This window comes from Streptomyces sp. CB01881 (genome assembly GCF_002953255.1).
In the GTDB taxonomy this organism is placed as follows: Bacteria; Actinomycetota; Actinomycetes; order Streptomycetales; family Streptomycetaceae; genus Kitasatospora.
Window position 1 is genome coordinate 557,627 of record NZ_CP026498.1, and the last position, 24,926, is coordinate 582,552.

23 protein-coding genes and 1 pseudogene are annotated in these 24,926 nt (G+C 74.1%); 10 read left to right on the top strand and 14 right to left on the bottom strand.

The annotated features are described in order from the left end of the window. Positions 1-239 precede the first annotated feature (239 nt). A complete protein-coding gene (locus C2142_RS02675; protein ID WP_148640894.1) occupies positions 240-905 on the top strand; it encodes a hypothetical protein in 666 nt (221 codons plus the stop codon). 573 nt (positions 906-1,478) lie between these two features. On the opposite strand, the gene C2142_RS39150 is transcribed toward C2142_RS02675, so the two are convergent. Then, positions 1,479-1,706, bottom strand: coding sequence for a hypothetical protein (locus C2142_RS39150; protein ID WP_241002333.1), 228 nt, complete (start codon positions 1,704-1,706; stop codon positions 1,479-1,481). Between the two features lie 38 nt (positions 1,707-1,744). Here C2142_RS39150 and C2142_RS39155 point away from each other — a divergent pair, with 38 nt between their 5' ends. The 6 genes and pseudogenes from C2142_RS39155 (at position 1,745) to C2142_RS02710 (ending at position 7,912) form a co-directional block, all read left to right on the top strand. Beyond that, positions 1,745-2,917 carry a hypothetical protein gene (locus C2142_RS39155; RefSeq protein ID WP_241002334.1) on the top strand — a complete coding sequence of 391 codons (1,173 nt, stop codon included), beginning with the start codon at positions 1,745-1,747 and terminating at the stop codon, positions 2,915-2,917. A gap of 191 nt (positions 2,918-3,108) precedes the next feature. Continuing rightward, positions 3,109-3,267 (top strand): pyrroloquinoline quinone precursor peptide PqqA, encoded by a 159-nt coding sequence (gene pqqA, locus C2142_RS02685; protein WP_148640895.1) that lies wholly within the window; start codon positions 3,109-3,111, stop codon positions 3,265-3,267. Continuing rightward, positions 3,264-3,953 (top strand): annotated as a pseudogene (pqqC, locus tag C2142_RS39160) (pyrroloquinoline-quinone synthase PqqC). The gene pqqA and the pseudogene pqqC overlap by 4 nt, the downstream one beginning before the upstream one ends. Further along, positions 3,950-5,344: a pyrroloquinoline quinone biosynthesis protein PqqE gene (pqqE, locus tag C2142_RS02700; RefSeq protein WP_148640896.1), complete on the top strand. Its 1,395-nt coding sequence runs from the start codon at positions 3,950-3,952 to the stop codon at positions 5,342-5,344. Before pqqC ends, pqqE begins: the two are co-directional and overlap by 4 nt. A 35-nt stretch (positions 5,345-5,379) precedes the next feature. Then, complete coding sequence (locus C2142_RS02705; protein ID WP_241003103.1) at positions 5,380-6,249, top strand: MBL fold metallo-hydrolase; 870 nt, start codon at positions 5,380-5,382, stop codon at positions 6,247-6,249. A 256-nt stretch (positions 6,250-6,505) separates the two neighbouring features. Then, positions 6,506-7,912 carry a lytic transglycosylase domain-containing protein gene (locus C2142_RS02710; protein ID WP_148640897.1) on the top strand — a complete coding sequence of 469 codons (1,407 nt, stop codon included), beginning with the start codon at positions 6,506-6,508 and terminating at the stop codon, positions 7,910-7,912. A 295-nt stretch (positions 7,913-8,207) separates the two neighbouring features. On the opposite strand, the gene C2142_RS02715 is transcribed toward C2142_RS02710, so the two are convergent. After that, entirely contained in the window at positions 8,208-8,792 is a 585-nt protein-coding gene (locus C2142_RS02715) for a TerD family protein (protein WP_148640898.1), read from the bottom strand. 163 nt (positions 8,793-8,955) lie between these two features. Here C2142_RS02715 and C2142_RS02720 point away from each other — a divergent pair, with 163 nt between their 5' ends. Beyond that, positions 8,956-9,384 carry a hypothetical protein gene (locus tag C2142_RS02720; RefSeq protein ID WP_241002335.1) on the top strand — a complete coding sequence of 143 codons (429 nt, stop codon included), beginning with the start codon at positions 8,956-8,958 and terminating at the stop codon, positions 9,382-9,384. 52 nt (positions 9,385-9,436) lie between these two features. Here C2142_RS02720 and C2142_RS02725 read toward each other — a convergent pair whose 3' ends face one another. Then, positions 9,437-10,084 (bottom strand): class I SAM-dependent methyltransferase, encoded by a 648-nt coding sequence (locus C2142_RS02725; RefSeq protein WP_148640899.1) that lies wholly within the window; start codon positions 10,082-10,084, stop codon positions 9,437-9,439. A 279-nt stretch (positions 10,085-10,363) separates the two neighbouring features. On the opposite strand from C2142_RS02725, the gene C2142_RS02730 reads away from it, so the two are divergent. Next, complete coding sequence (locus C2142_RS02730; RefSeq protein ID WP_148640900.1) at positions 10,364-12,709, top strand: glycosyl hydrolase family 18 protein; 2,346 nt, start codon at positions 10,364-10,366, stop codon at positions 12,707-12,709. 198 nt (positions 12,710-12,907) lie between these two features. Here C2142_RS02730 and yidD read toward each other — a convergent pair whose 3' ends face one another. From yidD to C2142_RS02780, 10 genes are all read right to left on the bottom strand, one after another. Further along, positions 12,908-13,468, bottom strand: a complete 561-nt coding sequence (gene yidD, locus C2142_RS39165; protein ID WP_241002336.1) for a membrane protein insertion efficiency factor YidD — start codon at positions 13,466-13,468, stop codon at positions 12,908-12,910. Positions 13,469-13,579: 111 nt separating this feature from the next. Then, positions 13,580-14,353 (bottom strand): DUF4239 domain-containing protein, encoded by a 774-nt coding sequence (locus tag C2142_RS02740; RefSeq protein WP_148640901.1) that lies wholly within the window; start codon positions 14,351-14,353, stop codon positions 13,580-13,582. A gap of 338 nt (positions 14,354-14,691) precedes the next feature. Further along, positions 14,692-15,558, bottom strand: a complete 867-nt coding sequence (locus C2142_RS02745; RefSeq protein WP_148640902.1) for a hypothetical protein — start codon at positions 15,556-15,558, stop codon at positions 14,692-14,694. A 248-nt stretch (positions 15,559-15,806) separates the two neighbouring features. Then, positions 15,807-17,216: a family 2B encapsulin nanocompartment shell protein gene (locus C2142_RS02750; protein ID WP_148640903.1), complete on the bottom strand. Its 1,410-nt coding sequence runs from the start codon at positions 17,214-17,216 to the stop codon at positions 15,807-15,809. Positions 17,217-17,781: 565 nt separating this feature from the next. Beyond that, positions 17,782-18,747 (bottom strand): hypothetical protein, encoded by a 966-nt coding sequence (locus C2142_RS02755; protein ID WP_148640904.1) that lies wholly within the window; start codon positions 18,745-18,747, stop codon positions 17,782-17,784. 139 nt (positions 18,748-18,886) lie between these two features. Then, positions 18,887-19,858 (bottom strand): YwqG family protein, encoded by a 972-nt coding sequence (locus C2142_RS02760; RefSeq protein WP_148640905.1) that lies wholly within the window; start codon positions 19,856-19,858, stop codon positions 18,887-18,889. Between the two features lie 277 nt (positions 19,859-20,135). Continuing rightward, entirely contained in the window at positions 20,136-20,645 is a 510-nt protein-coding gene (locus C2142_RS02765; protein ID WP_148640906.1) for a hypothetical protein, read from the bottom strand. A gap of 270 nt (positions 20,646-20,915) precedes the next feature. Further along, a complete protein-coding gene (locus tag C2142_RS02770) occupies positions 20,916-21,113 on the bottom strand; it encodes a hypothetical protein (protein WP_148640907.1) in 198 nt (65 codons plus the stop codon). A 305-nt stretch (positions 21,114-21,418) separates the two neighbouring features. After that, a complete protein-coding gene (locus tag C2142_RS02775) occupies positions 21,419-22,915 on the bottom strand; it encodes a PLP-dependent aminotransferase family protein (RefSeq protein WP_148640908.1) in 1,497 nt (498 codons plus the stop codon). A gap of 98 nt (positions 22,916-23,013) precedes the next feature. Further along, positions 23,014-23,301 carry a hypothetical protein gene (locus C2142_RS02780; protein WP_148640909.1) on the bottom strand — a complete coding sequence of 96 codons (288 nt, stop codon included), beginning with the start codon at positions 23,299-23,301 and terminating at the stop codon, positions 23,014-23,016. Between the two features lie 402 nt (positions 23,302-23,703). Between C2142_RS02780 and C2142_RS02785 the strand changes: the two genes are divergently transcribed. Then, entirely contained in the window at positions 23,704-24,045 is a 342-nt protein-coding gene (locus tag C2142_RS02785; protein WP_241002337.1) for a chaplin, read from the top strand. 112 nt (positions 24,046-24,157) lie between these two features. On the opposite strand, the gene C2142_RS02790 is transcribed toward C2142_RS02785, so the two are convergent. Then, positions 24,158-24,571 carry a universal stress protein gene (locus C2142_RS02790; RefSeq protein ID WP_241003104.1) on the bottom strand — a complete coding sequence of 138 codons (414 nt, stop codon included), beginning with the start codon at positions 24,569-24,571 and terminating at the stop codon, positions 24,158-24,160. Positions 24,572-24,926 lie beyond the last annotated feature (355 nt).

Below are 24,926 nucleotides of genomic sequence, written 5' to 3' on the forward strand. Positions count from 1 at the left end.
AGGCCGCTCGCCGACGGGCGCCGCCCGGAGCCCGACCGCACCTGCGCGCACCACCGCCGTGCCCCGGACCGCCCGTTCGGCTCCCGGTCGCGCCCGGTTCATGTCGGCTGCCGGGCGCCCGCCGTGACGGAGTCGTACAACTCCCGTTGCAGGAAACGGAAATACCGGCCGAGGCCGGACACTAGGATCCTCCCCGAGGCAGTCCGCCGCCGTGGCGGACGCCGCCCGAGGGGGAACCCATGCAGCTCAAGTCACCGCTCCAGTACGGTCGTCGGCACCTCTGGCTGCCGGCGCTGGCACTCGCGGGCGCCGCGCTGGCCGGGTGCTCGTCCGGCAGCGGGGGCGGGTCGGCCGCGCCCTCCACCGGCAGTGCGGCGTCCACCCCGGCCGCCGCGCCCACCACTGCGGCCCCGGTACCCACCTCTGCCGCGTCCACCCCGGCCGCGCCGGCCACCACTGCGGCGCCGACGGGCACCGCCGCCAAGCGACCCGCCGACGCCTGCACGCTACTCAACTCCCCCCAGGTGATCGCCGCCGTCGGCACCGGCGGCCCGTTCACCGGCACCCACCCCGACCCGGCGAGCGACGGCAGCCCGGTCTGGGGCTGCACCTGGGGCTCCCGCCAGTCGTACGCGTCGATCCGCGAGGTGAAGCCGACCGTCCTCGCCACCGTCAAGGCGAACCCGGACAACCAGATCACCCCGGTGCCGGGGGCGGGCCAGGAGGCGGTGCTGACGCAACGCAAGGACGGCACCCACCCGGAGGTGTACTTCGTCGCCGACGGCCGCACCTACTCCGTCGAGGTGGTCAAGGACCGCGGCCCGGGCGACAACGTCAACGCCCCGGCGGAGGCGTTGGCCGAGAGCGGGCTGGCCCTGGTGTTCGCCAAGGCGCTCGCGGGCTGAGCGGGCCGAACGGACGGGCCACCGGAGCGGCCCGGACGGACGGACCGGACGGACGGACCGGACGGACGGACCGGACGGACGGACGGACCGGACGGACCGGACGGACGGACCGACCACGCCGGCCGACCGGACGGACCGGCCTTCGAACGGCGCCGCGGCCCCGGTGGCCTGGGCCGTTCGAAGGCCGGCCGGGGACGCCGGGCGGCGCAGCCCGTTCCCCTCGGGGCGTGAACGGGGCCGGGCGGGGGCTGCGGGCGGATGCGGGTGCGGCGCGGGCGTTCACAGAATGACGCCACGGCGCCGTACCCCGTATTCCCCCTGACGGCCAAGGCGGATCGTATGAGCCGATTCCACCCGTCCCCGTCCCGGCCCACGAGGCCGCCGCGCACGAAGCCCCGGGCCCCGCAGCTCCAGCCCCGCAGCCCCGGCCACAAAGCCCCGGCCCACGAAGGGCGCGCACAGAGCGGCCTCCCTGCTCTCCGGTCTCGCCCTGCCCGCCCCCGCGGCCGGGGCGCTGGCCACCGCGATACCTGCGCGAGCCGACAATCCGACCATCTCGGGTACCAGCATGCGCTATGCCTGGGACACGGCCGAGCCGGGCCTGAGCCCCGCGCAGGTCTCGGCCTCGGACTTCGGCCGGCGCTGGTCCACGGCCGTGGACGGCGCGGTGTACGCGCAGCCGCTGGTGGCCGGTTCGACGGTGGCGGTCGCCACCGAGACCAACCACGTGTACGGCGTCGGCGCGGCCGACGGCAAGGTCCTCTGGCAGCGCGCGCTCGACACCCCCGTGCCGTCGTCCACGGCCTGTCTCCCCGGGTACCGGGATCACCTCAACGCCTGTGTACGACAAGGCGACCGGCACGGTCTACTTGGTCACGAAGTCCAACGAGGGCGGCGCGCACTTCTCCGTGCACGCCCTGGACGTCACCTCGGGCGCCGAGCGCAGCGGCTGGCCGGTGCCGGTCCAGGGCGACCCGGTGAACAGCCCGGGCGTCCCGTTCAACGCGGCCACCTCCGCCCAGCGCGCCGGACTGCTGCTGCTGGACGGCGCGGTGTACTTCGGCTTCGCCTCGGACTGCGGGGTCGGCACGTACGTCGGCCATGTCGGCGGCGTCAACACCACGAGCCGCAAGCTGACGCTCTGGTCCACGGAGTCCGGCTCGAACTCGCAGAACGGCGGCGTCTGGATGAGCGGCGGCGGCCTGGTCTCGGACGGCGCCGGGCGGATCATCCTGGCCACCGGCAACGGCGCGGGAACGGGCTCCTCGCCGGCCAAGGGGCCGGGGAACAAGCCGGGGAGCCACTTCGCGGACTCGGTGGTGCGCCTGGGCGTCAACAGTGACGGCAGCCTCGCCCCGAAGGACTTCTTCAGCCCGGCCAACAACCGGGACCTCGACCACAACGACCTCGACCTCGGCTCCGGCGGCCCGGCCGCGCTCCCGTCCGGCTTCGGCACCACCTCGCACCCGCACCCGCACCTGCTGGTGCAGGTCGGCAAGGACGGGCGGATCTTCCTGCTGGACCGCGACAACCTGGGCGGCACGGTCCAGGGCCCGAACGGCACCGACGCCGTGGTGGGCATGACCGGCCCGTACAAGGGCGTCTGGGGCCACCCGGGCGTCTGGGGCGGCGGCGGCTACGTCTACGTGATCGAGAACTACGGTTCGCTGCGCGCGCTCAAGTACTCGGTGAACGGCTCCGGTGCTCCGCAGCTGACCAGCGCCGGGACGAGCGCCGAGGGCTTCGGCTACGCGTCCGGCTCACCGGTGGTGACCTCCAACGGCACGGCCGGCGGGTCGGCGCTGGTCTGGCTGATCTACTCCGGTACCGGTCCGGGCGGCCAGAACGGCGAACTGCGCGTCTACGACCCGGTTCCGGTCAACGGCACGCTCAAGATGCGCCGCAGCTTCGCCCTCGGCACGGTGACCAGGTTCTCCGTCCCGGCGACGGACGGAGGGCGGGTGTTCGTCGGCACCAAGGACGGGCACCTGATCTCGTTCGGCCGCGCCTGAGGCAGACCGCCCGCATCCACCGCGTCCACCGCGTGACCGCGGCCCGGCCCCGTCCGTCACCCGTTCGAGCGCGTTTGTCCGCGGATCGCGCGGGTTGGAACGGCGGCCGGGCCCGGCGGCTCGTAGCGTCCTGACCCACGGGGCCCGATGCGCCCCGCCCCCAACCCGACCTCGTCCCGAGGGAGAACCCCGTGAAGTGCACCACCACACCCCGCCCCGCCCCCGCCGTACCGGCCGAGCGCCCGGCCGGCGCCGCCACCGCGGCGAAGCCCGCCTGGACCACCCCCGCGGTGGAGTGCCACCGCGCCGGCGCCGAGGTCACCGCCTACGCCGCGCGGACCACTCGGTGACCCAGCCCCTGACCCGCGAACGGTTCGCGGCCAGGCTGTACGACCTGCGCGGACGGTACTGGGACACCCACCCGTTCCACCTGCGCCTGCACTCCGGTGGCTGCACGCCGCCGGAGTTGCGGCGTTGGGTCGCCAACCGCTGGTACTACCAGCTCTGCCTGACCCGCAAGAACGCCGCCATCATCGCCAACTGCCCGCTGCCGGAGGTCCGTCGCTCCTGGGTGGAACGCCTCGCCTACCAGGACGGGCCCAGCGGCGACGAGGGCGGTCTGGCCGACTGACTGGTGCTCGCCGAGGCCGTCGGCCTGGACCGCGCCGAGGTCACCGACGAGCGGCACGTCGCCCGCGGGGTGCGCTTCGCCGTCGACGGCTACCTGCACTTCTGCCAGACCAGGCCGTGGACCGACGGCGTGGCGGCGGCGCTCACCGAGATGTTCTCGCCCGACCACATGGCCCAGCGGGTCACCGCCTGGCGCACCCACTACGACTGGATCGACCCGGCCGGGTACGCCTACTTCGAGCACCGCATCCCCACCGCCCGCAAGGACAGCGCCCGCACGCTCGAACTGGTCCTGGACCACTGCGTCACCGCCACCCAGCAGCAGGCCGCGCTGGACGCGCTGGCGTTCAAGTGCGACGTCCTGCGCGCCATGCTGGACGCCGTCGACTACGGCGCCGACCGATGACCGCCCCCGCCCGGACCGACCAGGTGCCCGGACTGCGGCGCGGCGTCCGGATGGTGCACGACCCGGTCCGCGGCCGGGGCGTGCTGCTCTACCCCGAGGGCGTGCTGCTGCTCAACGAGACCGCCGCCGCGGTGCTGCGCCACTGCGACGGCCGGCGCGGCACGGACGGCATCACCGCCGAACTCACCACCGAGTACGACGGGGTGGACCCGGACCAGGTCCGCGCGCTGCTCGCCGAGCTGGCCGGGCGGCGGCTGCTCGCCCTGGACGGCACCGGCGCTCCGGCCGAGCCACGGCAGGCCGCCGGCCTGCCCGGTGCCCCGGTCCGCCCGCCCGCGCCGCTCGGACTCGTCGCCGAACTCACCCACCGCTGCCCGCTGCAGTGCACCTACTGCGCCAACCCGATCGAACTCACCTGCCAGCGCGACGAGTTGGAGACAGAGCAGTGGCTGCGCCTGCTCGACCAGGCACGCGGCCTGGGCGTGCTCCAGGTCCACCTCACCGGCGGCGAACCGCTGCTCCGCCGCGACCTGGACCGGATCATCGGCCACGCCCACCACCTGGGCCTCTACACCAACCTGGTCACCAGCGGCCTGCCGCTGGACGCCGAGCGCACCGCGGAGCTCGCCGACGCGGGCCTGGACCACGTCCAACTCTCCGTGCAGGACGCCGACCTGCACCGCGCGGACGCCGTGGCCGGCCTCGCCGCGCACCGGCGCAAGCTCGCCGCGGCCGCGCTGCTGACCGGCGCCGGCCTGCCGCTCACCGTCAACGCCGTGCTGCACCGCGGCAACGTGGCCAGGATCGGCGCCCTCGCCGACCTGGCGGTGGAGCTGGGCGCCGACCGGGTCGAGCTCGCACACACCCAGTTCTACGGCTGGGCCTGGCGCAACCGCGCACACCTCGCCCCGAGCGGGGAACAGGTCCGCCAGGCCGAACGGGACGTGGCCGCCGCCCGGGAGCGTCACGGCGACCGCATCGAGATCGTGCACGTCACCGCCGACCACCACGGCGACACCGCCAAACCCTGTATGGACGGCTGGGGGCGGCGCCAGCTGGTGGTGGCCCCCGACGGCGACGTGCTGCCCTGCCTGGCCGCCGCCCAGCTGCCCGGCCTGCCGGTGCCGAGCGCCGTGACCGACGGCCTGGCCGCGATCTGGCACGACTCGCCCGCGTTCAACCGCTACCGCGGCACCGACTGGATGCCGGAGCCGTGCCGCAGCTGCGCGCTGCGCGAGGTGGACCACGGCGGCTGCCGGTGCCAGGCCTTCCAGTTCACCGGCGACCCGGGAGCCACCGACCCGGCCTGTCACCTCTCCCCGCACCACCACCTGGTCGCCGGGCCCGCCCCCGCCGGTGCCCCGCCCCCCGTCCCCCGGAGAATGCGCTGAAGATCCGGATCCTCGGCACCGCCGCCGGCGGCGGACTGCCCCAGTGGAACTGCGGCTGCGCCGGCTGCACCACCGCCCGCCGCACCGGCGCCGCCCGCAGCCAGGACTGCCTGGCGGTCAGCGCGGACGGCGCCGCCTGGTACCTGGTCAACGCCTCGCCCGACCTGCGCGGCCAGCTCCTCGCCGCCCCCGAACTCGCCCCCTCTCCCGGCACCCGCGACACCCCGCTGCGCGGCGTCCTGCTCACCAGCGGCGAACTCGACCACACGCTGGGGCTGCTGACCCTGCGGGAGGCCGCCGAGCTGACCGTGCACGCCACCCTCCCGGTCCGCTACGCCCTCCACTCGGCCTTCCCGGCCGGCCCGCTGCTCGCGCCGTACACCAAGGCCGGCTGGCAGACCCTCACCCCGGGCCGCACCGTCGAGCTGGCCGGCGGGCTGCGCGCCGAGCCGCTGGCGCTCGGCGGCAAACGGCCCCGCTACGCGGCCGACCTGCCCGGCGAGGGCTGGGAGGGCCGGCCGGACTGGGTCACCGGCTTCCGGTTCACCGACGCCGACGGCCGGGCGAGCGCCGTGTACGCACCCGGGCTCGCCGAGTGGACACCCGCGATGGACCGGGCGGTGGCCGGCGCGGACGTGGTCGTCCTGGACGGCACCTTCAGCACCGACGACGAACTCGCCGGGCACACCGGCGGGTCACGCTCCTCCCGCGGCATGGGCCACCTGGCCGTCCTGGACTCGCTCCCCCACCTGGCCCGCCACCCCGGCCCGCGCTACCTCTACACCCACCTCAACAACACCAACCCGCTGGCCCACCCGGGCTCGCCCGGCACCGAGGCCCTCGCCCGGGCGCTGGCGGCGGCCGGCGCGGCCGTCGCCGAGGACGGGATGCTGATCGAGTTCTGACGGCGAGGACGTGCACGCGCGGTTCCCGGCGGACTCCACGGGCCCGAGCAGTCCGGCCCCACCCGCCGTCAGGCCCCCTCACCACCTGCGCGTTCATCCAACGGTGGCGCCCAGGACGCCCATCGCTCACCCGGGTCGCGTCAGGTGATCGTGATACTAATCATTCGGGGGACGCGAACTGTCATGCACTGGCAGGCACGATGGTGACAGCCCGTCCGTTCCCCGAGGGTCCGCACGGTCAGGGGAGGGGCACGGTATGAGGGCAGGGATCGGCAACGCCGGAGACGGCGGAGCGGCTCGGACGGGGCGTCGGCTGCGACTGGGCAAGCGCGTCACCGGGACGGCGGCGGCGTTCACCGCGCTGGCGGCACTGACCGGTTCCCAGGTGACCGGCCTCGGGCTCCTGCCCGTCGCGGCGGCCGACTCGGCGACGCCCGTCACCGACCCGCTCACCCCCGTCTCCGTCTCCGTCTCACTGCCCGGCACCACGTTCCCCGGCACCGCGCAGCCGACCCTGGCCAACAAGCCCGGCGTCCCCGTCGACGGCGGGGCCGCCACCCCGCTGCCGCAGCCGCCCACCTCCCTGCCCGGGGACCCCTCGGCCGGCCCGTTCCGCACCGGGCCCGCCCTGCCGGAGACCGTCTTCGCCGCCTACCGCAAGGCCGAAACCGCCCTGGCCCAGCGCTCGCCCGGCTGCCACCTGCCGTGGCAGTTGCTGGCCGCGATCGGCGAGGTCGAGTCCGGCCAGGCCGGCCGCGGCGCCGTGGACGCCGCCGGGACGACCTACCGGCCGATCCTCGGCCCGGTGCTCGACGGCAAGGGCTTCGCGGCGATCCCCGACACCGACGGCGGCCGCCACGACGGTGACCGCGTCTGGGACCGGGCCGTCGGCCCGATGCAGTTCATCCCCTCCACCTGGGCCACCTGGGGCGTCGACGCCAACGGCGACGGCCAGGCCGACCCGAACAACATCTTCGACGCCGCCGAGGCCGCCGGCCGCTACCTCTGCGCGGGCGGGCGCGACCTCGCCGACCCGGCGCAGCTCGACCGGGCCGTCCTCGGCTACAACAACTCGGGCGAGTACCTGCGGACCGTCAGGAACTGGATGGCCCACTTCGGGACCGGTACCGCGACCACCACCCCGGACCGTCCGGCGCCGGCGGGCGCGGTGACCGCTCCCACGGCACCCGCCTCCTCCGCGGCGGCCACCCCGACCACCGCGCCCGCGCCGTCCCCCTCGGCCACCTCCCCGGCCTCGCCGTCCGCGACGCCGACGCCCACCTCACAGCCGTCCCCGTCGGCCACCCCGACTCCGACGACGAGCCCGAGCGCCACGCCCACCGCGAAGCCGACGACCACTCCCACCGGGACCCCGAGCACCAGCCCGAGCACCAGCCCGAGCGCGACCCCGACCGGCACGCCGACCGCGACGCCGACGGACTGCCCGGCCCCCACCCCCACCGGCACGGCCACGCCCACGGCCACCCCGAGCGCGACGGCGTCCCCGTCCGCGACGGCGACGGCCACCCCGAGCGCGACGGCGTCCCCGTCCGCGACGGCGACGGCCACCGCCCCCGGCTGCCCCGTCCCGACCGGTACCCCCTCGGCCACCGCGACCGCCACCCTCTCCCCGTCGGCCGCCCCCTCGCCCTCCGCCCACTGAGACTGCCGGGACCGCCGACGGTGGGGGATCCGGGCCTCCCGGGTCCCCCGCCGTCGGCGCTCACCAGCCGAGAGGCCGCCGTCGACCTCGCCGTCCCCGTGGACGACGCCGGCTGCGCGGTCGCGCCCTGCTCCTGAACCTCGGCGCCCAGGCGGTCCGCGGCGGACGCGGCACGGGACGCCCGGACGGCCCGGCAGCCGAACCGTTCAGCGCGCGGGCGACGGACGCGGGGCCCATCCGGGGGGAGATCGGACGGGCCCCGCGGGTCCGGAGCGGCTGAGGGTCGGCCGGGCTGTCAGAGGTGCTTGACCAGCTCCGGCATGAGGTCCTGGAAGGTGCGACCGCTGGCCGGCTGACCGATCGCGGCCATCTGCCAGCCGCCCGCCGTCCGCTGCACCTTGGCCATGATCTGCGCGGTGTACGGGCCGCCGCCGGTGAGCGTGTAGCGGGCCAGCTCGGCGCCGGTCTGCTCGTCGACCAGCCGGCAGAACGCGTTCTCGACCTCCTGGAAGGTCTGGCCGGTGAAGGAGTTGACGGTGAAGACGATCTGGTCGACCTCGGCCGGCACCCGGGTGAGGTCGACGGTGATCGACTCGTCGTCGGTGGCGTCGCCGGCGCCGCCGGTCAGGTTGTCCCCGCTGTGCCGCACCGAGCCGTCGTTGCTCTGCAGGTGCTGGAAGAAGACCACGTCCACCGGCTTGCCCTCGGCGAACAGCACCGCCGAGGCGTCCAGGTCGATCTCCTGCGAGGCCAGCAGCTTGGCGAAGAAGCCCTTCTTCTGGGCGGCGCGCCAGCCGAGGCCCATCCGCACCAGGCCCAACCGCCCGCCGCCCGGCTTCTCCAGGCTCAGCTTCTGACCCTTGGCCAGCGAAACGCTCATCGTGTCCTCCTCGTTCCTCCGCCGTGCGCGCTCTGAATCTACAGCACTGTAGAAACGGCCTGAGCCGACGTTTCATCGGCACGCAACACTCGGTCCTAGAAGACCCGGTACCCCGTTCCCAGGATCAACACCACATCATCCGAGCACAGGGAGGAGGTACGCCATGAGTGACACGCTCCAGGCCGAAGCCGCCGACCCCCTCCGGGCCGAAGCCGCCGGAGCGGTGCTCACCGGGATCGGCCGGCTCTACCGGCAGCGCTCCGCCTTCGACCCGGTCGCCGTCAGCATCGGGCACCTGGAGGACGTCGGCCGGTTCAACATCATCGGCGAGAAGGTGACCCTCTGGGGCACCGTCCGCTGCGCCGTCGAGGCCGACATGGCCGAGGTGGAGAAGCGCCTGGTCACCCTCGCCGAGCACACCGCGCAGGCCTACAACTGCACGGCTCAGGTGGACTACCTCCAGCCGGTGCCCGCGTCGCACAGCAAACCGGAGTGGGTGGCCGCCGCGCTGCCCACCTTCCGCCGGGTGGTCGGCACCGACCGCGTCGCCTGGGACCACCTCACGGGCACCCTGGAGCCGACCGCGGGTTGACCGCGCGGGCCCGCAGCGGGGTCACGTACCCAACGACGGCGGGGTGACCGCGTCAGCCGGTCCGCTCCAACCGCACCAGCGCGTCGAGCGCCTCGGCCCGGCCCCCGTCCTCCCCGGCGGGGGCCCGGTGGTCGGCCTCCGCGGCGACCGGGCGGCGGACGCGCTCGGCACGGACGGTGCGCAGGCCGGTACCGGCGAGGTCGGCGAGGACGTCCTCCGGGGTGAACAGGACGCGCGGGTCCTGCGGGCCGCCGACGCCCTCGGTGAGGTTGGTGGTGTCATGGCCGACCACCAGTAGGGTGCCGCCGGGGGCGAGCGCGGCGGCGGCGCGGCGCAGGGCGGCCCGTCGGTCGGCGGCGGGGAGCTGGAGATAGGCGACCAGGACGAGGTCGTAGCCCGTGGGCGGGGCGGCGAAGGTGCGCGCGTCGCCGTGGCGCCAGGTGAGCCGGCCGGCCACCTCCGCGGGCAGCTGGGCGGTGAGCCGTCCGGCACGTTCGACGGCGACGGCGGAGAAGTCGAGGCCGGTGACCTGCCAGCCCCGCCCGGCCAGCCAGATGCCGTTGCGCCCCTCCCCGGCGGCGAGGTCCAGGGCACGGCCGGGGGCGAGGCCGGCGACCTCGCGGACCACCCAGCGATTGGGTTCACCCCCCCAGACCAGCTCGCTCGCCGCGTACCGCTCGTCCCAGTCCCGGCTCTCCATCGCCCGTCCTCCGTTCCGCGGGGGCCACTCTCCACGCCACCGTACCGGCGCGGCGACTTTCGGCCATCCAGCGGGTTGACGCCCTTGACGGCGAATATTGGTCCAGTCCAATCTGTGATGTCGCCGATGCGTAAGGACTCCTGGTCCCGCCGCGCCGGCGCACCGTACCGAAGCACGTGCTCACCCCGGTCGCGCGCCCCCACAGCGCTCGGCCCGGCTCCCCTCGGCCCGCCCGGGCCCATCGCACCGCCGGAACCCCACTCATCCGGAGGACACCGCATGCACGACCGAGTCACGCCCGCGCGCCCTGCCGAGCGCCGGGCCGCCGCGCCACGCCGCCGGGCCACCGCACTGGCCCTGGCGGCGACGCTCACCACCGGCAGCGCCGCCCTCGCCCTGTCGCTCAACACGGCCTCGGCCGCGTCCGTCAACCTGCTGACCAACGCCGGCTTCGAGACCGGCACCCTGGCCGGCTGGAGCTGCGCCAACGGGTCGGTCGCCACCACCCCGGTGCACGGCGGAGGTTACTCGCTCAGCGGCGCGGCCTCGGCCTCCGACACCGCGCAGTGCCAGCAGACGGTCGCCGTCCAGCCGAACACCCAGTACATCCTCTCCGGCTGGGTGCAGGGCAGCTACGTCTACCTCGGCGCGACCGGCACGGGCGTCAACTCCCAGGCCTGGACGCCCGGTGCGACCGACTGGACGCAGCTCAGCAGCACCTTCACCACCGGTGCGACCACCACCTCGGTCACGGTCTTCACGCACGGCTGGTACGGCACCGGCACCTACCGCGCGGACGACCTCACCCTGACCGGGCCGGCCGGGCCGACCGCCGGCACCAGCCCGACGGCCTCCAACAGCCCCACCGCGTCCGGCAGTCCGACGGCTTCGACCAGTCCGACCGCGTCCGGCAGCCCGACCTCGTCCAGCAGCCCCACGGCCTCCGGCAGTCCCACGGTGACGACCAGCCCCACCGCGACGGCCACCGCCACCACGCCGGGCACCGGCCCGGCCGGGGACGGCAAGGTCACCACACCCACCGGGGTGACCGTCACCAAGGTCACCCACAACGCCGTGGTACTCAGCTGGCAGCCCTCCACCCTGACCAGCGGCGACGGCGTGGTCGCCTACAAGGTGTACTCGGGCGGCCAGCTGGTGGCCACCTCGATGGGCACCTCGGTGGCCGTCAGCTCGCTGCTGCCGAGCACCGCCTACGGCTTCACCGTCCAGGGCTACTCGGGCAGTCACGGCTCCGCCCAGTCCGCGAAGGTCTCCACGACCACCGCGGCCGCGCCCGCCGCGAGCCCGTTCCGCTCGGCCTACTTCGACCAGTGGGGCGTCTACGAGAACGCCTACCACGCGAAGAACGTCGACACCAGCGGCGCCGCCGGCAAGCTGGACGTCATCACCTACGCCTTCGCCAACATCCACCCGACCTCGCACACCTGCTTCCAGGCGGTGAAGGCCTCCGACTCCGCCAACGAGTCCAACCCCAACGCGGGTGACGGCGCGGGTGACGCCTACGCCGACTACCAGGCCGACTACACCGGCGCGGCCAGCGTGGACGGCTCCGGCGACGTCTACGAGCAGCCGCTCAAGGGCAACTTCAACCAGCTGCGCCAGCTGAAGGCCAAGTACCCGAACCTGCGCTTCACCATCTCGATCGGCGGCTGGACGTACTCCAAGTACTTCTCCGACGCGGCCGCCACCGACGCCTCCCGCAAGGCCTTCGTCTCCTCCTGCGTCGACATGTTCCTCAAGGGGAACCTGCCGACCGGCATCGCCGGTGACGCCTCCGGCGGCCAGGCCTCGGCGGCCGGCCTCTTCGACGGCGTCGACCTCGACTGGGAGTACCCGGGCTCGGCCGGCGGCCACACCGGGAACCACTACTCCCCCGCCGACAAGCAGAACTTCACCCTGCTGCTGAAGGAGTTCCGCACCCAGCTGGACGCCCTCGGCAACGCCCAGGGCAAGCGGTTCCTGCTGACCGCGGCACTGCCCAGTGGCCAGGACAAGATCGCGCGGCTGGAGACCGACCAGATCGGCGCCTACCTGGACTACGCCGACATCATGACCTACGACATGCACGGCGCCTGGGACGCCACGGGCCCGACCAACCACCAGGACCCGCTGCACGACAGCCCGAACGACCCGACCACGCCGATCACCCCGGGCACCCGCAAGTACAACGTGGACACCACGCTCACCGCGTACACCACCGGCCTGCCCGAGTACGGGATCACGGGCGGGTTCCCGGCGAACAAGCTGGTGCTGGGCATCCCGTTCTACTGGCGCGGCTGGACGGGCGTCCCGGCCGGCAACAACTTCGGCCTGTACCGGAGCGCGACCGGCCCGACGCCGGCCAAGCCGCTCAGCGCCGAGGCCGGGCTGGCGGCCTGGAAGGAGCTGGGCGCCACCGCCGCCAACACCCACTGGGACCCGGTGACCGAGACCTCGTGGGTCTACGACGGCACCAACTTCTGGACGGGCGACACCCCGCAGGCCATCCAGGCGCGCGGCGCCTACGCCAAGAGCAAGGGGCTGGCCGGAATGTTCGCCTTCTCCCTGGAGAACGACGACGCCTCCGGCACCCTGCTCAACGCCATGAACAGCAGTTTGCACTGATGTAGCGTCAGGTCGGTCGCCGGGCTCCGGCGCAGCACGGCCGGGCATCCGGTCGGGCTCCGGCGCAGCACCGCCCGGCTCCGGCAAAGCACAGCCGGGCATCCGGTCAGGCATTGCCGGGCGTCGCCAGGAATGACCCGGGGGCCGCGCGGATCACGGTGATCCGCGCGGCCCCCGGGTCGCCTCCGCCGTCCGCCGTCAGTGCTCCGGCACCGGGTCGACCCCGTTGCCGCGGCGCGCCACGCCCGGTCGGCAGCGGAGCAGCCGGCCGACCGTCAGCCGGGCGCCGCGCACCGCACCGTGCCGGTGCAGCGCCTGGACGGCGTAGGTCGAACAGGTCGGCGTGTACGGGCAGCAGGCCGGACGCTTCGGACTGACCTCGGTCCGGTAGTACCGCACCGCGCCGTAGAGCACGCCCGCCGCGAAGCCGCCCGGGGCGGGCGCCGCCGGGTCGGCCTGACCGCGGCGCCGGCCGCGACCGCCGGTCAGGGCGAACCGCACGCCCGCGGCCATCATCACCGGCACCAGCACGATCAGACAGGGATCGGCGACGTCCCCGCAGCAGTCGCAGGCGTCGCACGCATCCGACCAGTCGCGGTCCTTCTTCTTGGTCTTGCCGTTCTGCCGCTTGTACGCCAGCCACTCCCACCGCTGTGCCTTCCGCCGCCGTCGCTCCTTCTCGGGCAGCCACCACCAGGCCTGCTCGGGGCGGCGCGGCGGCGGATAGGAGAGTGGCTGATGGGGCGGCGGATGGGCCACGGCTCACGGTCCCTTCGGCAGGCCCGACGGGACCGGCCCCCGACGGTCCGGTCAGATTATCGAAGACGGGCCATCGAGGGGCACGGTCCCGTGCACCCTCCGGGAGAGCGGTCAGTCCTGGCCGCCCCCCAGGGTGGGGAAGAGATCGGTGAACGGCTGGGTGGTCACCGAGACGCTCCGGCCGAACGGGTCGTCGAAGTCCCAGATCAGGAAGAGCAGGAAGGCGATCAGTGCGCTGAACGCCCCCGCCAGCAGCAACTCCCGCGTCGAACGCCGGATCTGCAGCGCGAACACCATGCCGACGGTCACCACGGCACCGACGATCAGACCGAACCAGACCACCCCCGGCATGGTCGGCCCGGCATTCTGGCCGCGGGCGTTGCGGGCGTCGTCGGCGGTGCTGATCCGGTCCATCATCGGCTGGTAGGCCTGGGCCTCCAGATCGCCGGCCGGGGTGCGGGTGGCGACGTCCTGGCGCAGCTTGTCCAGCAGTTCGGTGCCCCGCGTGGAGATCTCGCCGTGCTCGCGCATGTACGCCCACTCGACGTCGACGACGTACGAGACGTAGGCGTCCACGTCGGCGCGGACCTTGTCGCGGAACTCGACCGGGTACACCTGGGCGCGCTCGCTCACCTCGTGCAGCGACTGCGCCTCGCGCAGCACGTCGTCCTGGGCGGCGCCGCGCGCCTCCCAGACGCCGGCGATGGCGAGGCCGAGCACGATCGCGTAGACCACGCCGATCATCATCGTCATGTACTCGATGACATCGGGTGTCTCGTCGGTGTTCTCGTCCTCGCTGGCCCGGCGGTGCCTCAGCAGCACCACCGCCACCACGACGGCGCAGGCTGCCGACATGGCGATGGCCAGCGCCAACCACTCGGACATGGGAACTCCCTTCTTCAGCTTGGGTTTTCCGGTTTCTTCGGCCGGCTCGGATGCGCCGGCCTGCGGTCGCCGGCTCGGGTTCGCCGAGCGGGTTCGCCGGCTTGCGCCCACCGGCTTGCGTTCACGGGCTTGCGTCCAACCGCCTTCGGTTCCGCTTCCGGCCCGCGCGGGTGGTCCGACTCGCGCGGGCCGGATCGGATGGCCCGGCCCGGGTGTTCCCGCGCGTGCCCGGCCGCCGTCGTGGGACGCGGCCGGACACCGTGGAGCGGGTGCCGGCCACCGGGCCCGAGCGCCGGGGAACGTGCGCGCCGTGGGCGCTCCCGGTGGGCGCGCCGTGGTCAGGAGCGGCCGGAGCCGCCACGGCCGGACCGGCCACGTGGGCGCAGGGCCGCCGCAGCCAGTACGGCGGGGACGGTGACCAGCAGCATCGTCCTGGTCGGTGAACTGCCGTGGTGGCGTTCCGGCGCGGGCGCCGGCGGGGCCAGCGGAAGCCGGACCGGTTTGACCACCGGCTTCGGCCGGACCGGGCTGGGGGCCGGCGCACTGGGCTCGACCGTCGGTGCCGGCGGTTCCGGCACGGGCGGCGGGGGCGGGACGACCGGCTGCGCGGTGGGTCTCGGCGTGGGTGTCGGCGTCGGCCGGGGGGACGCGGGCGGCGGGGTGGGCCTCGGCGTCGGGGTGGGAGCGGCCGGCGGAACCGGTGCGGGGGCCGGCGGTGGGGTCGGCGCCGGGGTGGGTCTGGGCGTCGGAGTGGGTGTCGACGTCGGCGTGGGCGTCGGTTTCGGAGTGGGTGTCGGCGTCGGTTTCGGAGTGGGTGTCGGGGTGGGCGTCGGCGTAGGGCTCGGGCACGGGTGGCAGGGCTTGGGGTGCGGATGCGGATGCGGATGCGGCTTGGGGCTGGGCTTGGGGTGGTGCAACAGCCCGGAGAGGTCGACGGTCACGCCGACCTCGACGTCGACGTCGACCTCGACGTCCACACCCCCCTCGCCGACCGACACCGAGACGTCCGTATCGGTGTCGACGCAGGTCTCGACCACCGGGCCGTGGGGTTTGCCCCCACCCTGGTGCTCGGGGACACGCGCCCCGGCCGCGCCGCTCAGCAGCGCGCAGAGTGCGGCGACCCCGGCCGCCGCGCCGGCCAGCCGGGCCCGGCGTCCGCGGACACCGCCGCCGTCACCGCTCACCGTGATCAGATCTGCGGTCACGGTCGCCCGTCCACCGGTATCCGTCGGGACTGCTGGGGCTGCTGTCGCTGCAGCATGGGTTCCTTGCACCTCTCACGTCGTCGGGAGCGTCGTCTGGGGGGATCGGCCGGCGCTGGGAGGCCGACACCGGACGGCCCGCCTCAAGGGGCGGGCCGTCCGACATCTGGTGAAACGATCTTGCGGTGGTCCGGGTTACGGCCCGACCGCGTTCTGTCCGGCCGTCAGCGGGTGACGGCCCGGTGCACCGCTCAGTGGCGGCCGTGCGCGATCTCGACGTTCTCCAGGACGCCGACCGCGTCCGGCACCAGGATCGCGGCCGAGTAGTAGGCGCTGACCAGGTAGGAGATGATCGCCTTCTCGCTGATGCCCATGAAGCGGACCGAGAGGCTGGGCTGGTACTCGTCCGGGATGCCGGTCTGGTGCAGGCCGATGACGCCCTGGTTGTCCTCGCCGGTCCGGATCACCAGGATGGAGCTGGTGTTCTCCTTGGTGATCGGGATCTTGCTGCACGGCAGGATCGGCACCCCGCGCCAGGCCGGCACCTGCTGCCCGCCGAGGTCGACATGGTGGGGGTAGAGCCCGCGCGCGTTCAGCTCGCGGCCGATCGCCGCGATGGTGCGCGGGTGCGCGAGCAGGTAGTCCGGGTCGCGGCGGCGGTTGAGCAGCTCGTCCAGGTCGTCCGGGGTGGGCGGGCCGGAGTGGGTCTGGATCCGCTGGTCGAAGTCGGCGTTGTTGAGCAGGCCGAACTCCGGGTTGTTGATGAGCTCGAACTCCTGGCGCTCGCGCAGCGCCTCGATGGTCAGCCGGAGCTGGTGCTCGGTCTGGTTCATCGGCTGGTTGTAGAGGTCGGCGACCCGGGTGTGCACCTTGAGCACGGTCTGCGCGACGCTCAGCTCGTACTCGCGCGGCTTCAGCTCGTAGTCCACGAAGGCGCCGGGCAGCTCGTACTCGCCCCGGTGGCCGGCCGACATGGCGATCTCGGCCTCACCGCGCTCGTTCTGGCGCTGGAGCGGCAGCGCGAGGAAGTCGCGGATGTGGTCCTGGAGGGCGGTCGAGCCCTCCCGGATGGCCTGGAACTCCCGCCGGGGCAGGGAGAGCACGGTGCCGGCGGTGGCAGACTTGGCGGTGAACTCCCAGACGGCGTCGGGGTCGAGCACCGCCTGCTCGCCGAAGCGGTCGCCGTCACCGAGGACGCCGACGACGGTCTCGTCGCCGTACTTGCCGGTGCCGATCTGGTTGATCTTGCCGTGGGCGATGAGGTAGATCCGGTCGGCCGCCGCGCCGCGCTCGGCCAGCACCTCACCGGGGCCGAAGTCCCGCTGCTCGCAGCGGTCGGCGAGGGCGATCAGCACGTCGTCGTCCTCGAAGCCGCGCAGCAGGGCGAGTTCGCCCAGCTCGCGCGGGATGACCCGGACCTCCGAACCGGTCTTGATGAACTCGATCCGGCCGTCGCCCACGGTGTAGGTGAGGCGGCGGTTGACGCGGTACGCGCCACCGGCGGCCTGCACCCAGGGCAGCACCTTGAGCAGCCAGCGGGAGGTGATCTCCTGCATCTGCGGCGCGGACTTGGTGGTGGTGGCGAGATTGCGGGCAGCGGCTGTGGTGAGGCTCGACTGCTGCGGAACCTGCTGTGTCTCCGGGCTGGTCTCCACCGGCATCGGCAGGGTTCTCCTTCATCTGGTCAGGTCACGCCGATCTGCCGCGGCGAAATGTGTGGCAGATCGTCAGATAGGCTTCATGGTGGGGGCGTTGGCGAAATCTCGCACGGCCCTCCGCCCACTCGGGCGGCCCACCGGGAACCCTAGATCACCGACACCCGGCCAGCCCCGTACGAACGCCGAGTGCCCCCCGATAGGGTGAATCTCAACCATGGAGTGGTTGGAATCCGTCAACTGTCCCTAGACGGAACTTCGAATTCCTGTGCATGCGAATCGCCCCCGGCCCGGAACGATCCCATCCAACCGAACGGAGCTACGGGAGGATTCGCGATCCCACGGCTGGGCCGTAACCCCGTGGAACTGGAGTTCGATCGTCGAACGGGTGGAGCGCACCGACGGCCGGAGGCTGCGGCGACGGGGCGTCGGACCACGCCGGTGCCCCTGCCGTCGATCCCGCACCGGCCTGCCACCGGCACGGCACGGAGCGGCACCGGCACGGCACCGGAGCGCTCACCGACCCGGTCCGGCCCGGCTCAGGCCTCTCGCGGCTCAGTCTTCTCGCGGCTCAGTCTTCTCGCGGCCGCCGCCTGTGACGGCGGTACCAGACCGCGCCCACCAGCCCGGAGAGGCCGATCAGCGCGAGGGCGAGTACCGGCCACCGGCTGCTGGCGAGCCGAATGTCGGCGAGCACCAGGAACACCACGGTCCCCACCGGGATCAACAACGAGAACGCCGTCTGGACGGCGGCCGCGACGATCCCGGGATCGGTACGGGCACTGCGCCGCTCGGGCCAGCCGGCCTGGTCACCACCGAAGTAGAAGGAGACGGCCCGGGTCGCCATCCGGCCGGTGGCCCGGTAGTAGGAGACCGCCATGTAGGGCAGCCAGACCAGCGGGACGACCATGCCGACCATGAGGACCAGCACCACCACCAGCCACCCGCCGGCCGTCCGCCAGCGGGAGGGCGGCGGGTCGACGCTCTCGCTGGTCAGTCCGAGCAGCCGGGCCATCCGCCAGATCAGCGACCAGAACCCGCGCCGTTGCCCGTCGCCCGTGGCAGCCGACGGGTGCTCCGCGAGGGAGCGCTCCGCGGCGGCCACATCGGGGTGGGCGCCCTGGAGTACCAACAGTTCGGCGGTCCGCTCCGGGGCGGCCGGGTCCTTGCCGGACAAGGCGGCGAGTTCCAGGAACAGCTGCCCCTGTTCCAGCAGCGCGGTGCAGAACGCGAACGGCACCAGCCACAGGAACGGCCCGCCGACGAAGGCGCCCTCGTTGCGACTCACCCGCCGGGCGCGGTCCACGGACAGCGCCACCAGCTCCCTCAGGTCCGCGTCCGGATGCGATGCCCGCAACTTGGCGACCCGGCGTGCGGCACGCGGGCCGCGGTGGCGGACGGCGAACACGGCGAGCAGCTCCGGCAGCCTGGAAGGGCGGGCACGGATCGAGCGCACCAGCTCCGCGACCGGGGGCTCGGGCGCGTCGGGCTTCTCCGGTACCGGTACCGCCGATCCCTCGGGTGTCACGTCCGTCACCGCTTCACCTCTGCCCGCTCGGCCTCGGCTGCCCGTTCCGCCTCGGCTGCCTGTTCCGCCTCGGGGCGCTCCGGGCGGGCAGCCCACGGCCCCTGCCAGCAGCCTAGTATCGGCACGCCGAGGCCGCTCGCGCCGCTGATCAGGCCACCTCGAAGCCGTGCCGGACGCGGTCGAAGCGGCCGGCCGCCAAGTCCTCGTCGGTGATCCAGAACGAGACGTTGACGCACTCGCCCCAGTCCACGTCCAGGGCCCGGTTCTCGATCTGGAGCAGCGGCCGGTGGCCCTCGGGGCGGCCGGTGTCGGTGTCGCACCAGCCAAGTACCCGCACGTCGGGGCGGGGCAGGTGGTCCCGGAAGTCCGCGGCGAGGTCGAGGGCGATCATGAAATCGTCCGGGAAGAGGTTCTCCAGCTCGCAGTCCTGGTAGGAGGGCGCGGAGAGCTGCCAGGCGGCCCGGACCGGGACGGCGGCGACGGCGGGGGTGGTCAGCTCGCTCTCGGGGGCGCGCCGGGGCGGCGCGCCGGCGGGGACGTGCAGGACCCGGCAGCCGCGGCCGCTGAAGTCGGAGATCCAGTCGTCGTGGAAGAAGAGGAGCAGTCCGTCCTCGGGCAGTGGCCAGTCGCCGCCGACGCCGCCGACGTCTGTGGCCCGGAAGGCCTCCGCCAGCCCGGCACAGTCGAGCCCGGCGAGGAACTGCATCGGCCGGCCGGCGAACCCGGGCCACTCGGTGCCGTCCGGCAGTGCGGGCAGGCCGCCGAGCCGCCCTGCCCCGGGGCCGGTGGAACCGGTGGCGCCGGGGTGGGGGTCACGGTCGGGGGTCGCGTCGGCGTCCGCGCCGGTGGGCTTGGCGTCGACGTCCGTGCGGGTGGTCTCCGCGTCGAGTACCAGGGAGGGCCGGAACAGTCCGTCGACCAGCGGCGCGGTCTCCGCGTCCGCCCGCGCGCGGATCGCCTCGTACACGGCGAAGGGCAACGGAGGCCCGGGGCGGCCCGGAGGCGTCCCGCCCGGGCGCGCGGTGGTCCAGCCCGAACGGGTGTCGTCCCGGCTGGTCGCGGCGGGGGTCGTGGTCGGCGCCCCGGACTCGGGCGCATCGGTGGTCAGCGGTTCGGCCATGGGCCCAAGCCTGCCATCCGGGTCTGACAAGCCGTGCGTCCGTGTGTCAGCAGCTCCCGGCGTCCGTGCGTCCGTGTGTCAGCAGCTCCCGGCGTCCGTGCGGCAGGCGTCCCGGCATCCGCGCATCAGGAGGCTGTGCATCAGGCAGGTCGTGCGGACGTGCCGACATGCGGACGTGCGGACGGCCCGTCAGGCGCCGGCACGGGGGTGGCCGGCGCCTGACGGGGGTTCGGGGGCCCTCCGCGGGATTCCTGGTGGGCCCGGGTCGCGGGGTGGCTCAGGAGCAGGTGACCTCGTTGCCGGGGACGTCGAGGATGCCGGAGTCGGTGGCCGTGCCCGCCGCGTACTCGTCGTAGATGTAGGTGTAGAAGTCGATCCGCGCACCGGAGCCGCAGGCCGAGTCGGCGGCGATCTCGTAGGTGAGCGTGACGGTGGTGGTGGCACCGGCCGCGACGGGCACGGTGTGGTGGACCACTCCGCTGGTGGCACCGGTGTCGCACGCGCTGACGTTGCCGCCGCAGGAGGAGAACGCGTACTTCAGCCCGGTGTTCTGGGTGGTTCCGTAGGTCGGCTGGATGGACTGGTAGACGAACTGCACGGGGGTGTCGTGCGGGTTGGTCAGGGCCAGGGTGAGCGTGACCGAGGAGCCCGGGGGCGCCGTCGCCTTGTCCGAACTGACGGCCAGCAGTGGGGTGTCGGCCTGGGCGGGGGCGGCCGAGAGGAGCAGACCGATGACGAGGGCCAGGATCGCGGTAATTCCGAAGCGGCTCACATATGTTCTGCGCATGACCAAGGAGCGTAGGGGCCTTCGCCGCCCGCCGCGCCGGTCTCCGCCCCGACCCGTACTGGCATATGACAGCGGAGCGGACGCGGCGGGCCATTGCCTACGCTCCGCCCTGCCCGGAGGGTGCCCGTCCCCCTACCCTCGGGCCGCGCCCGCTCCCCTCGCACACCACTCGGCGCCGGCGCCGATCGGTCTCCGGCCGGCGCCGGCACGCCACGTACCGGCGCGCACGAACCCCGCACGTGCCGGGCATCGGCACCGGTCAGGCAGCGGTCAGACGGCACCGCTCACACGGCGCCGGTCAGGCGGCACCCCGGTCACCGGGGCGGGGGCGGCTTCGAGCGGCAGGTCGACGACCGTCGGTTTGGCGGTCACCTCCGCGGCGTTCGACTGGGCCCCTGCGGCCAGAACCAGCAGGGGCGCCAGTACGGCGGCGGCGGCCCCGGCGGTGATCATGCGGCGCATTGTCATGAGGTCTGGACCCTCCTTCGACACGGGCGGGGTGTCCCGGTGACGCGGACGCCGGTGCGGCGCGTGGGGGCACCGGCCCCGGCGTCCGCGGTCCCGGGACAGCTGGTGAGCTCGGCACCTGGTCGGTGACCGGTGCCTGTGCCGAATCCTCGCAGCGGGCGCCGACGCAGCAACATCCCGTATTCCTGGGGGTGTTCGCCCCCGGGGCGCGCTTCCTCCCGGGAGGCTCCCGGCAGCCTCCTGCGGTTCCCGCCCTGCCGTCGGCATGCGCCGACCACACGGGCCGGGCTCCCCCGCGGCCGGACTCAGAGGGGCGGCGGCAGGATGCCGCAGAGTGCGGCGACCGCCGCCTGGTAGGTATGGTCCGGCGGCGTGGCGTAACCGACCACCAGGCCGTCGGTCGCGGGCATCTCGTCCCGCCCCGTCAGCGGGTGCCGGTAGTCGGCCAGTCCGTCCACGGCCAGCCCACGGTAGGTGGCCGCCTTGAGCACCGAACGCTCGGTGCCGGGCGCCAGCCGGAGCACCGCGTGCAGCCCGGCCGCGATGCCGGACACCTCGATGTGCGGTGCCCGCGCGGCCAGGGCGGCCACCAGGTGGTCGCGGCGGTCCCGGTAGCGGCGGCGCATCCGGCGGACGTGCCGGTCGTAGCCGCCCGACTCGATGAACTCGGCGAGCGTCAGCTGGTCGAGCGCGCTGGCCCAGGCCTCGCGCTCGCCCTTGGCGGCCAGCACCCGGTCGACCAGGTGGTCGGGCAGCACCATCCAGCCGAGCCGCAGCGCGGGCGTGAGGCTCTTGCTCGCGGTTCCGAGGTAGACCACCCGCTCCGGGTCGAGCCCTTGCACCGCGCCGACCGGCTGCCGGTCGTAGCGGAACTCGCCGTCGTAGTCGTCCTCCAGGACCAGCCCGCCGCGCCCGCGCGCCCAGTCGACCACCGCCGACCGCCTGGCCGCGTGCAGCGGTCCCCCGGTCGGGAACTGGTGGGCGGGGGTGAGCAGCGCCGTCCGGACCTCGGGCAGCCCGGCCAGCCCGCCGACCAGCGCGCCGTCCTCGTCCAGCGGCAGCGGCACGGTGGTCACCCCCGCCCTCGCCAGCAGCCCGCGGTGGAAGGCCAGCCCGTAGGCCTCCACGGCCAGCGGCCCGTTCTCGCGCGCGGGCAACACGGCGCCCTCGCCGTCGAACAGCAGCCGCAGCGCGTGGGCGAAGCCGGAGCAGACGACGATCCGCTCGGGATCGGTACGCACCCCGCGTGCGCGGGCCAGGTAGTCGGCGAGGACGGCCCGCAGCTCGCGCCGCCCCCGCGGGTCGCCCGGACCGAAGGCCTCGTTGGGTGCGGCGGTGATCGCCCGACGGCCGGCGGCGAGCCAGGCCGCGCGCGGGAAGGAGGCGGCGTCGGGCTGGCCCTGGCGCAGGTCGTGCGCGATCGGGCGGGGCGGGGACACCCGTCGGGCCCGGCTCGGGGCAACCGGCTCGGCGCGGTCGGCGACGGTGGTCCCCGATCCCTGCCGGGCGGTGAGCCATCCCTCGGCGACCAGCTCGGCGTACGCGTCGGCGGCGGTGTTGCGGGCGACGCCGAGGTCGGCGGCGAGGGTGCGGTAGGGCGGCAGCCTGGTGCCGGGGGCGAGACGGCCGCTGCGGATCGCCTCGCGCAGGGCTGCCATCAGCGCCGCACGGCGGCCGCCGGTGGCGGGCAGGTCGAGGTGCAGGTCACTGCCGGAGGCGGCGGCCGCGGCAGAGGTGGCGGAGCCGGCGGTCGGGGCGGAGCCGGCGGTCGAGGCGGAGCTGGCGGTCGGGGTGTCCGTCATGGTCACGAACCCTATCGCCGGGCAGCCGGCGACCCTGGGGCGGGCGGGCCGCCCCGGGGCCGCCGGGCGGGTGCCCCGCGACGGGGGCCGGCCTCGGATCAGTCGATCCGGATCGAGTTGACGATGTACGAGCGCACGTCGTTGCGGGTGCGCTCGGCGAGCGTCGAGTCCGTGGAGTAGGCACTGACCGTCAGCCAGGTGTTGCCGGCCTGCGGGACGCAGACAATGGTGGTGATCACGTCGTTGTTGCCGCCGATGACCTGGTAGTCGCCGTCGCCGGCGAGGTCCCAGACCTGGAAGCCCTGGCTCTCCACCGCGGCCTGGGCCAGGCCGAGACAGTCGCCGAGGGTGTCGTTCTTGGTGAAGGTGCCCCAGTGCGCGAACATGTGGGTCTTCCTTTCGCTCCGTGAGCCGGACCGTCCGTCACGGGCCGCCGCTGCGGCCCGTGCATCGAGCTTCGGGCGGCGGACGTCCCGGGGGCACGGGGCCTGGGGCCCATCCCTGCCCTGCGCCGGAACCGGGACGGGGCAGGGACGGGGCAGGGATAGGCCTGGGCGGGACGGGGCGAGGCCGGACGGGACCGGGACCGCGGGGGCACAGGCCACCTCGGCGGGGCGCGGGCGACCCGCGGGTCAGGAGCGCGCTGTCCACGCTCCGGCAGGGAAAGTGGGCCTGATCCGACCGGGTGGTACGACTGCTGCACCCGAGGCGAATCGTGACCGCCTTCGAGTGGTCATATCGGCGGATTGTGCGATGTCAGGCGTGTCGCCTGGATATTCCTTCCGGGCATGACCAACACCAGGAAGTACCTGTTCGCCGTCGGCTTCAGCGCCGCGCTGGCCGTCATATCCGCCGGTCCCGCCTTCGCGGGCGACTGCGACAGCGCCGGGTACAGCGCCCACGCCATGGCCCCGGCCGTGGCCCCCGCCGTCGCCCCGCCCGCGGGGATCGCCGACGGCCTGCTGCTCGACGGCTCGCAGGGCGGGACCACCTGCATCAACACCGGCAGCGCCACCGCCAGCGGCATCGTGACCGGCTCCCCGGGCGTGCTCTCCGGCAACCAGATCCAGATCCCGATCAACGCGCAGTTCAACATCTGCGGCAACAGCATCTCCCTCCTCGGCGGATAGGCCCGCACCGCTTTCCCGTCCGCCCCCACTACGAAGGGCTGCGGTCCCCGGCTTCCCCCGGGACCGCAGCCCTTCCCGCTTCCCGGGCGTGCCACCCGGGCGCCGGACCTCCCTACGGGACCACGGTCACCGGCCAGCGCCCCGCCTTCACCAGCCTCACCGCCACGGAGCCGATCACCCGGTGGCCGGCCTGCTCCGAAGCGCCGACGACGACGGCGTCCGCCTGCAGGTCGTCCGCCATCCTGGCCAGCCCGGTGAACGGGTCGCCGCGGACGGTCAGGAAGCGCCACTCCACCCGCCAGACGTCGCGCAGCCGGTGCTCGGCCTCGCGCAGCGCGGCCAGCAGCTCATCGGCGATCTCCTGGGTGGTCTCCTCGACGGCCGCGCCCGCGAGCGCGGTGGCCGCACCGAGGACGGGCTGCACGTACGCCACGGCGAGGGTCGCGTTCTGCCGCCTGGCAAGCCCGGCCGCGTAGGCGGTGGCCCGCCAGGAGGAGTCCGAGCCGTCCAGCCCGGCCAGGATCATCTTCGGCCCGTCGGTCCCCAGCTCGAACCCGGCCGGGGCGACCGCCGCCCCCGGCTCCCCCGCAGGCCCCCCCGGCACCGACAGGCTCCCCGGCGCCGCCGACGACCTCTGCATCGCTCTCGTTGCTCATGACCCGAGGCTATTGCGGCACAGCGGGTGACGGCATGGGGCGCGGTGGGTGAGGGCTGTGGTGCGGGCCACCCCGGGACGGGCGGACCGGCAGGGCTTCCGGCACGGGCCGCCGGGGACCGGTCACACACCGTCGACCATGTGCCCGGCCTCACAGCCCTCCCGGTGTGGCCCGGACCACTTCCGGGCCATGTTCGATCTTGAAAAATGGGGCATTTGGCTTCAA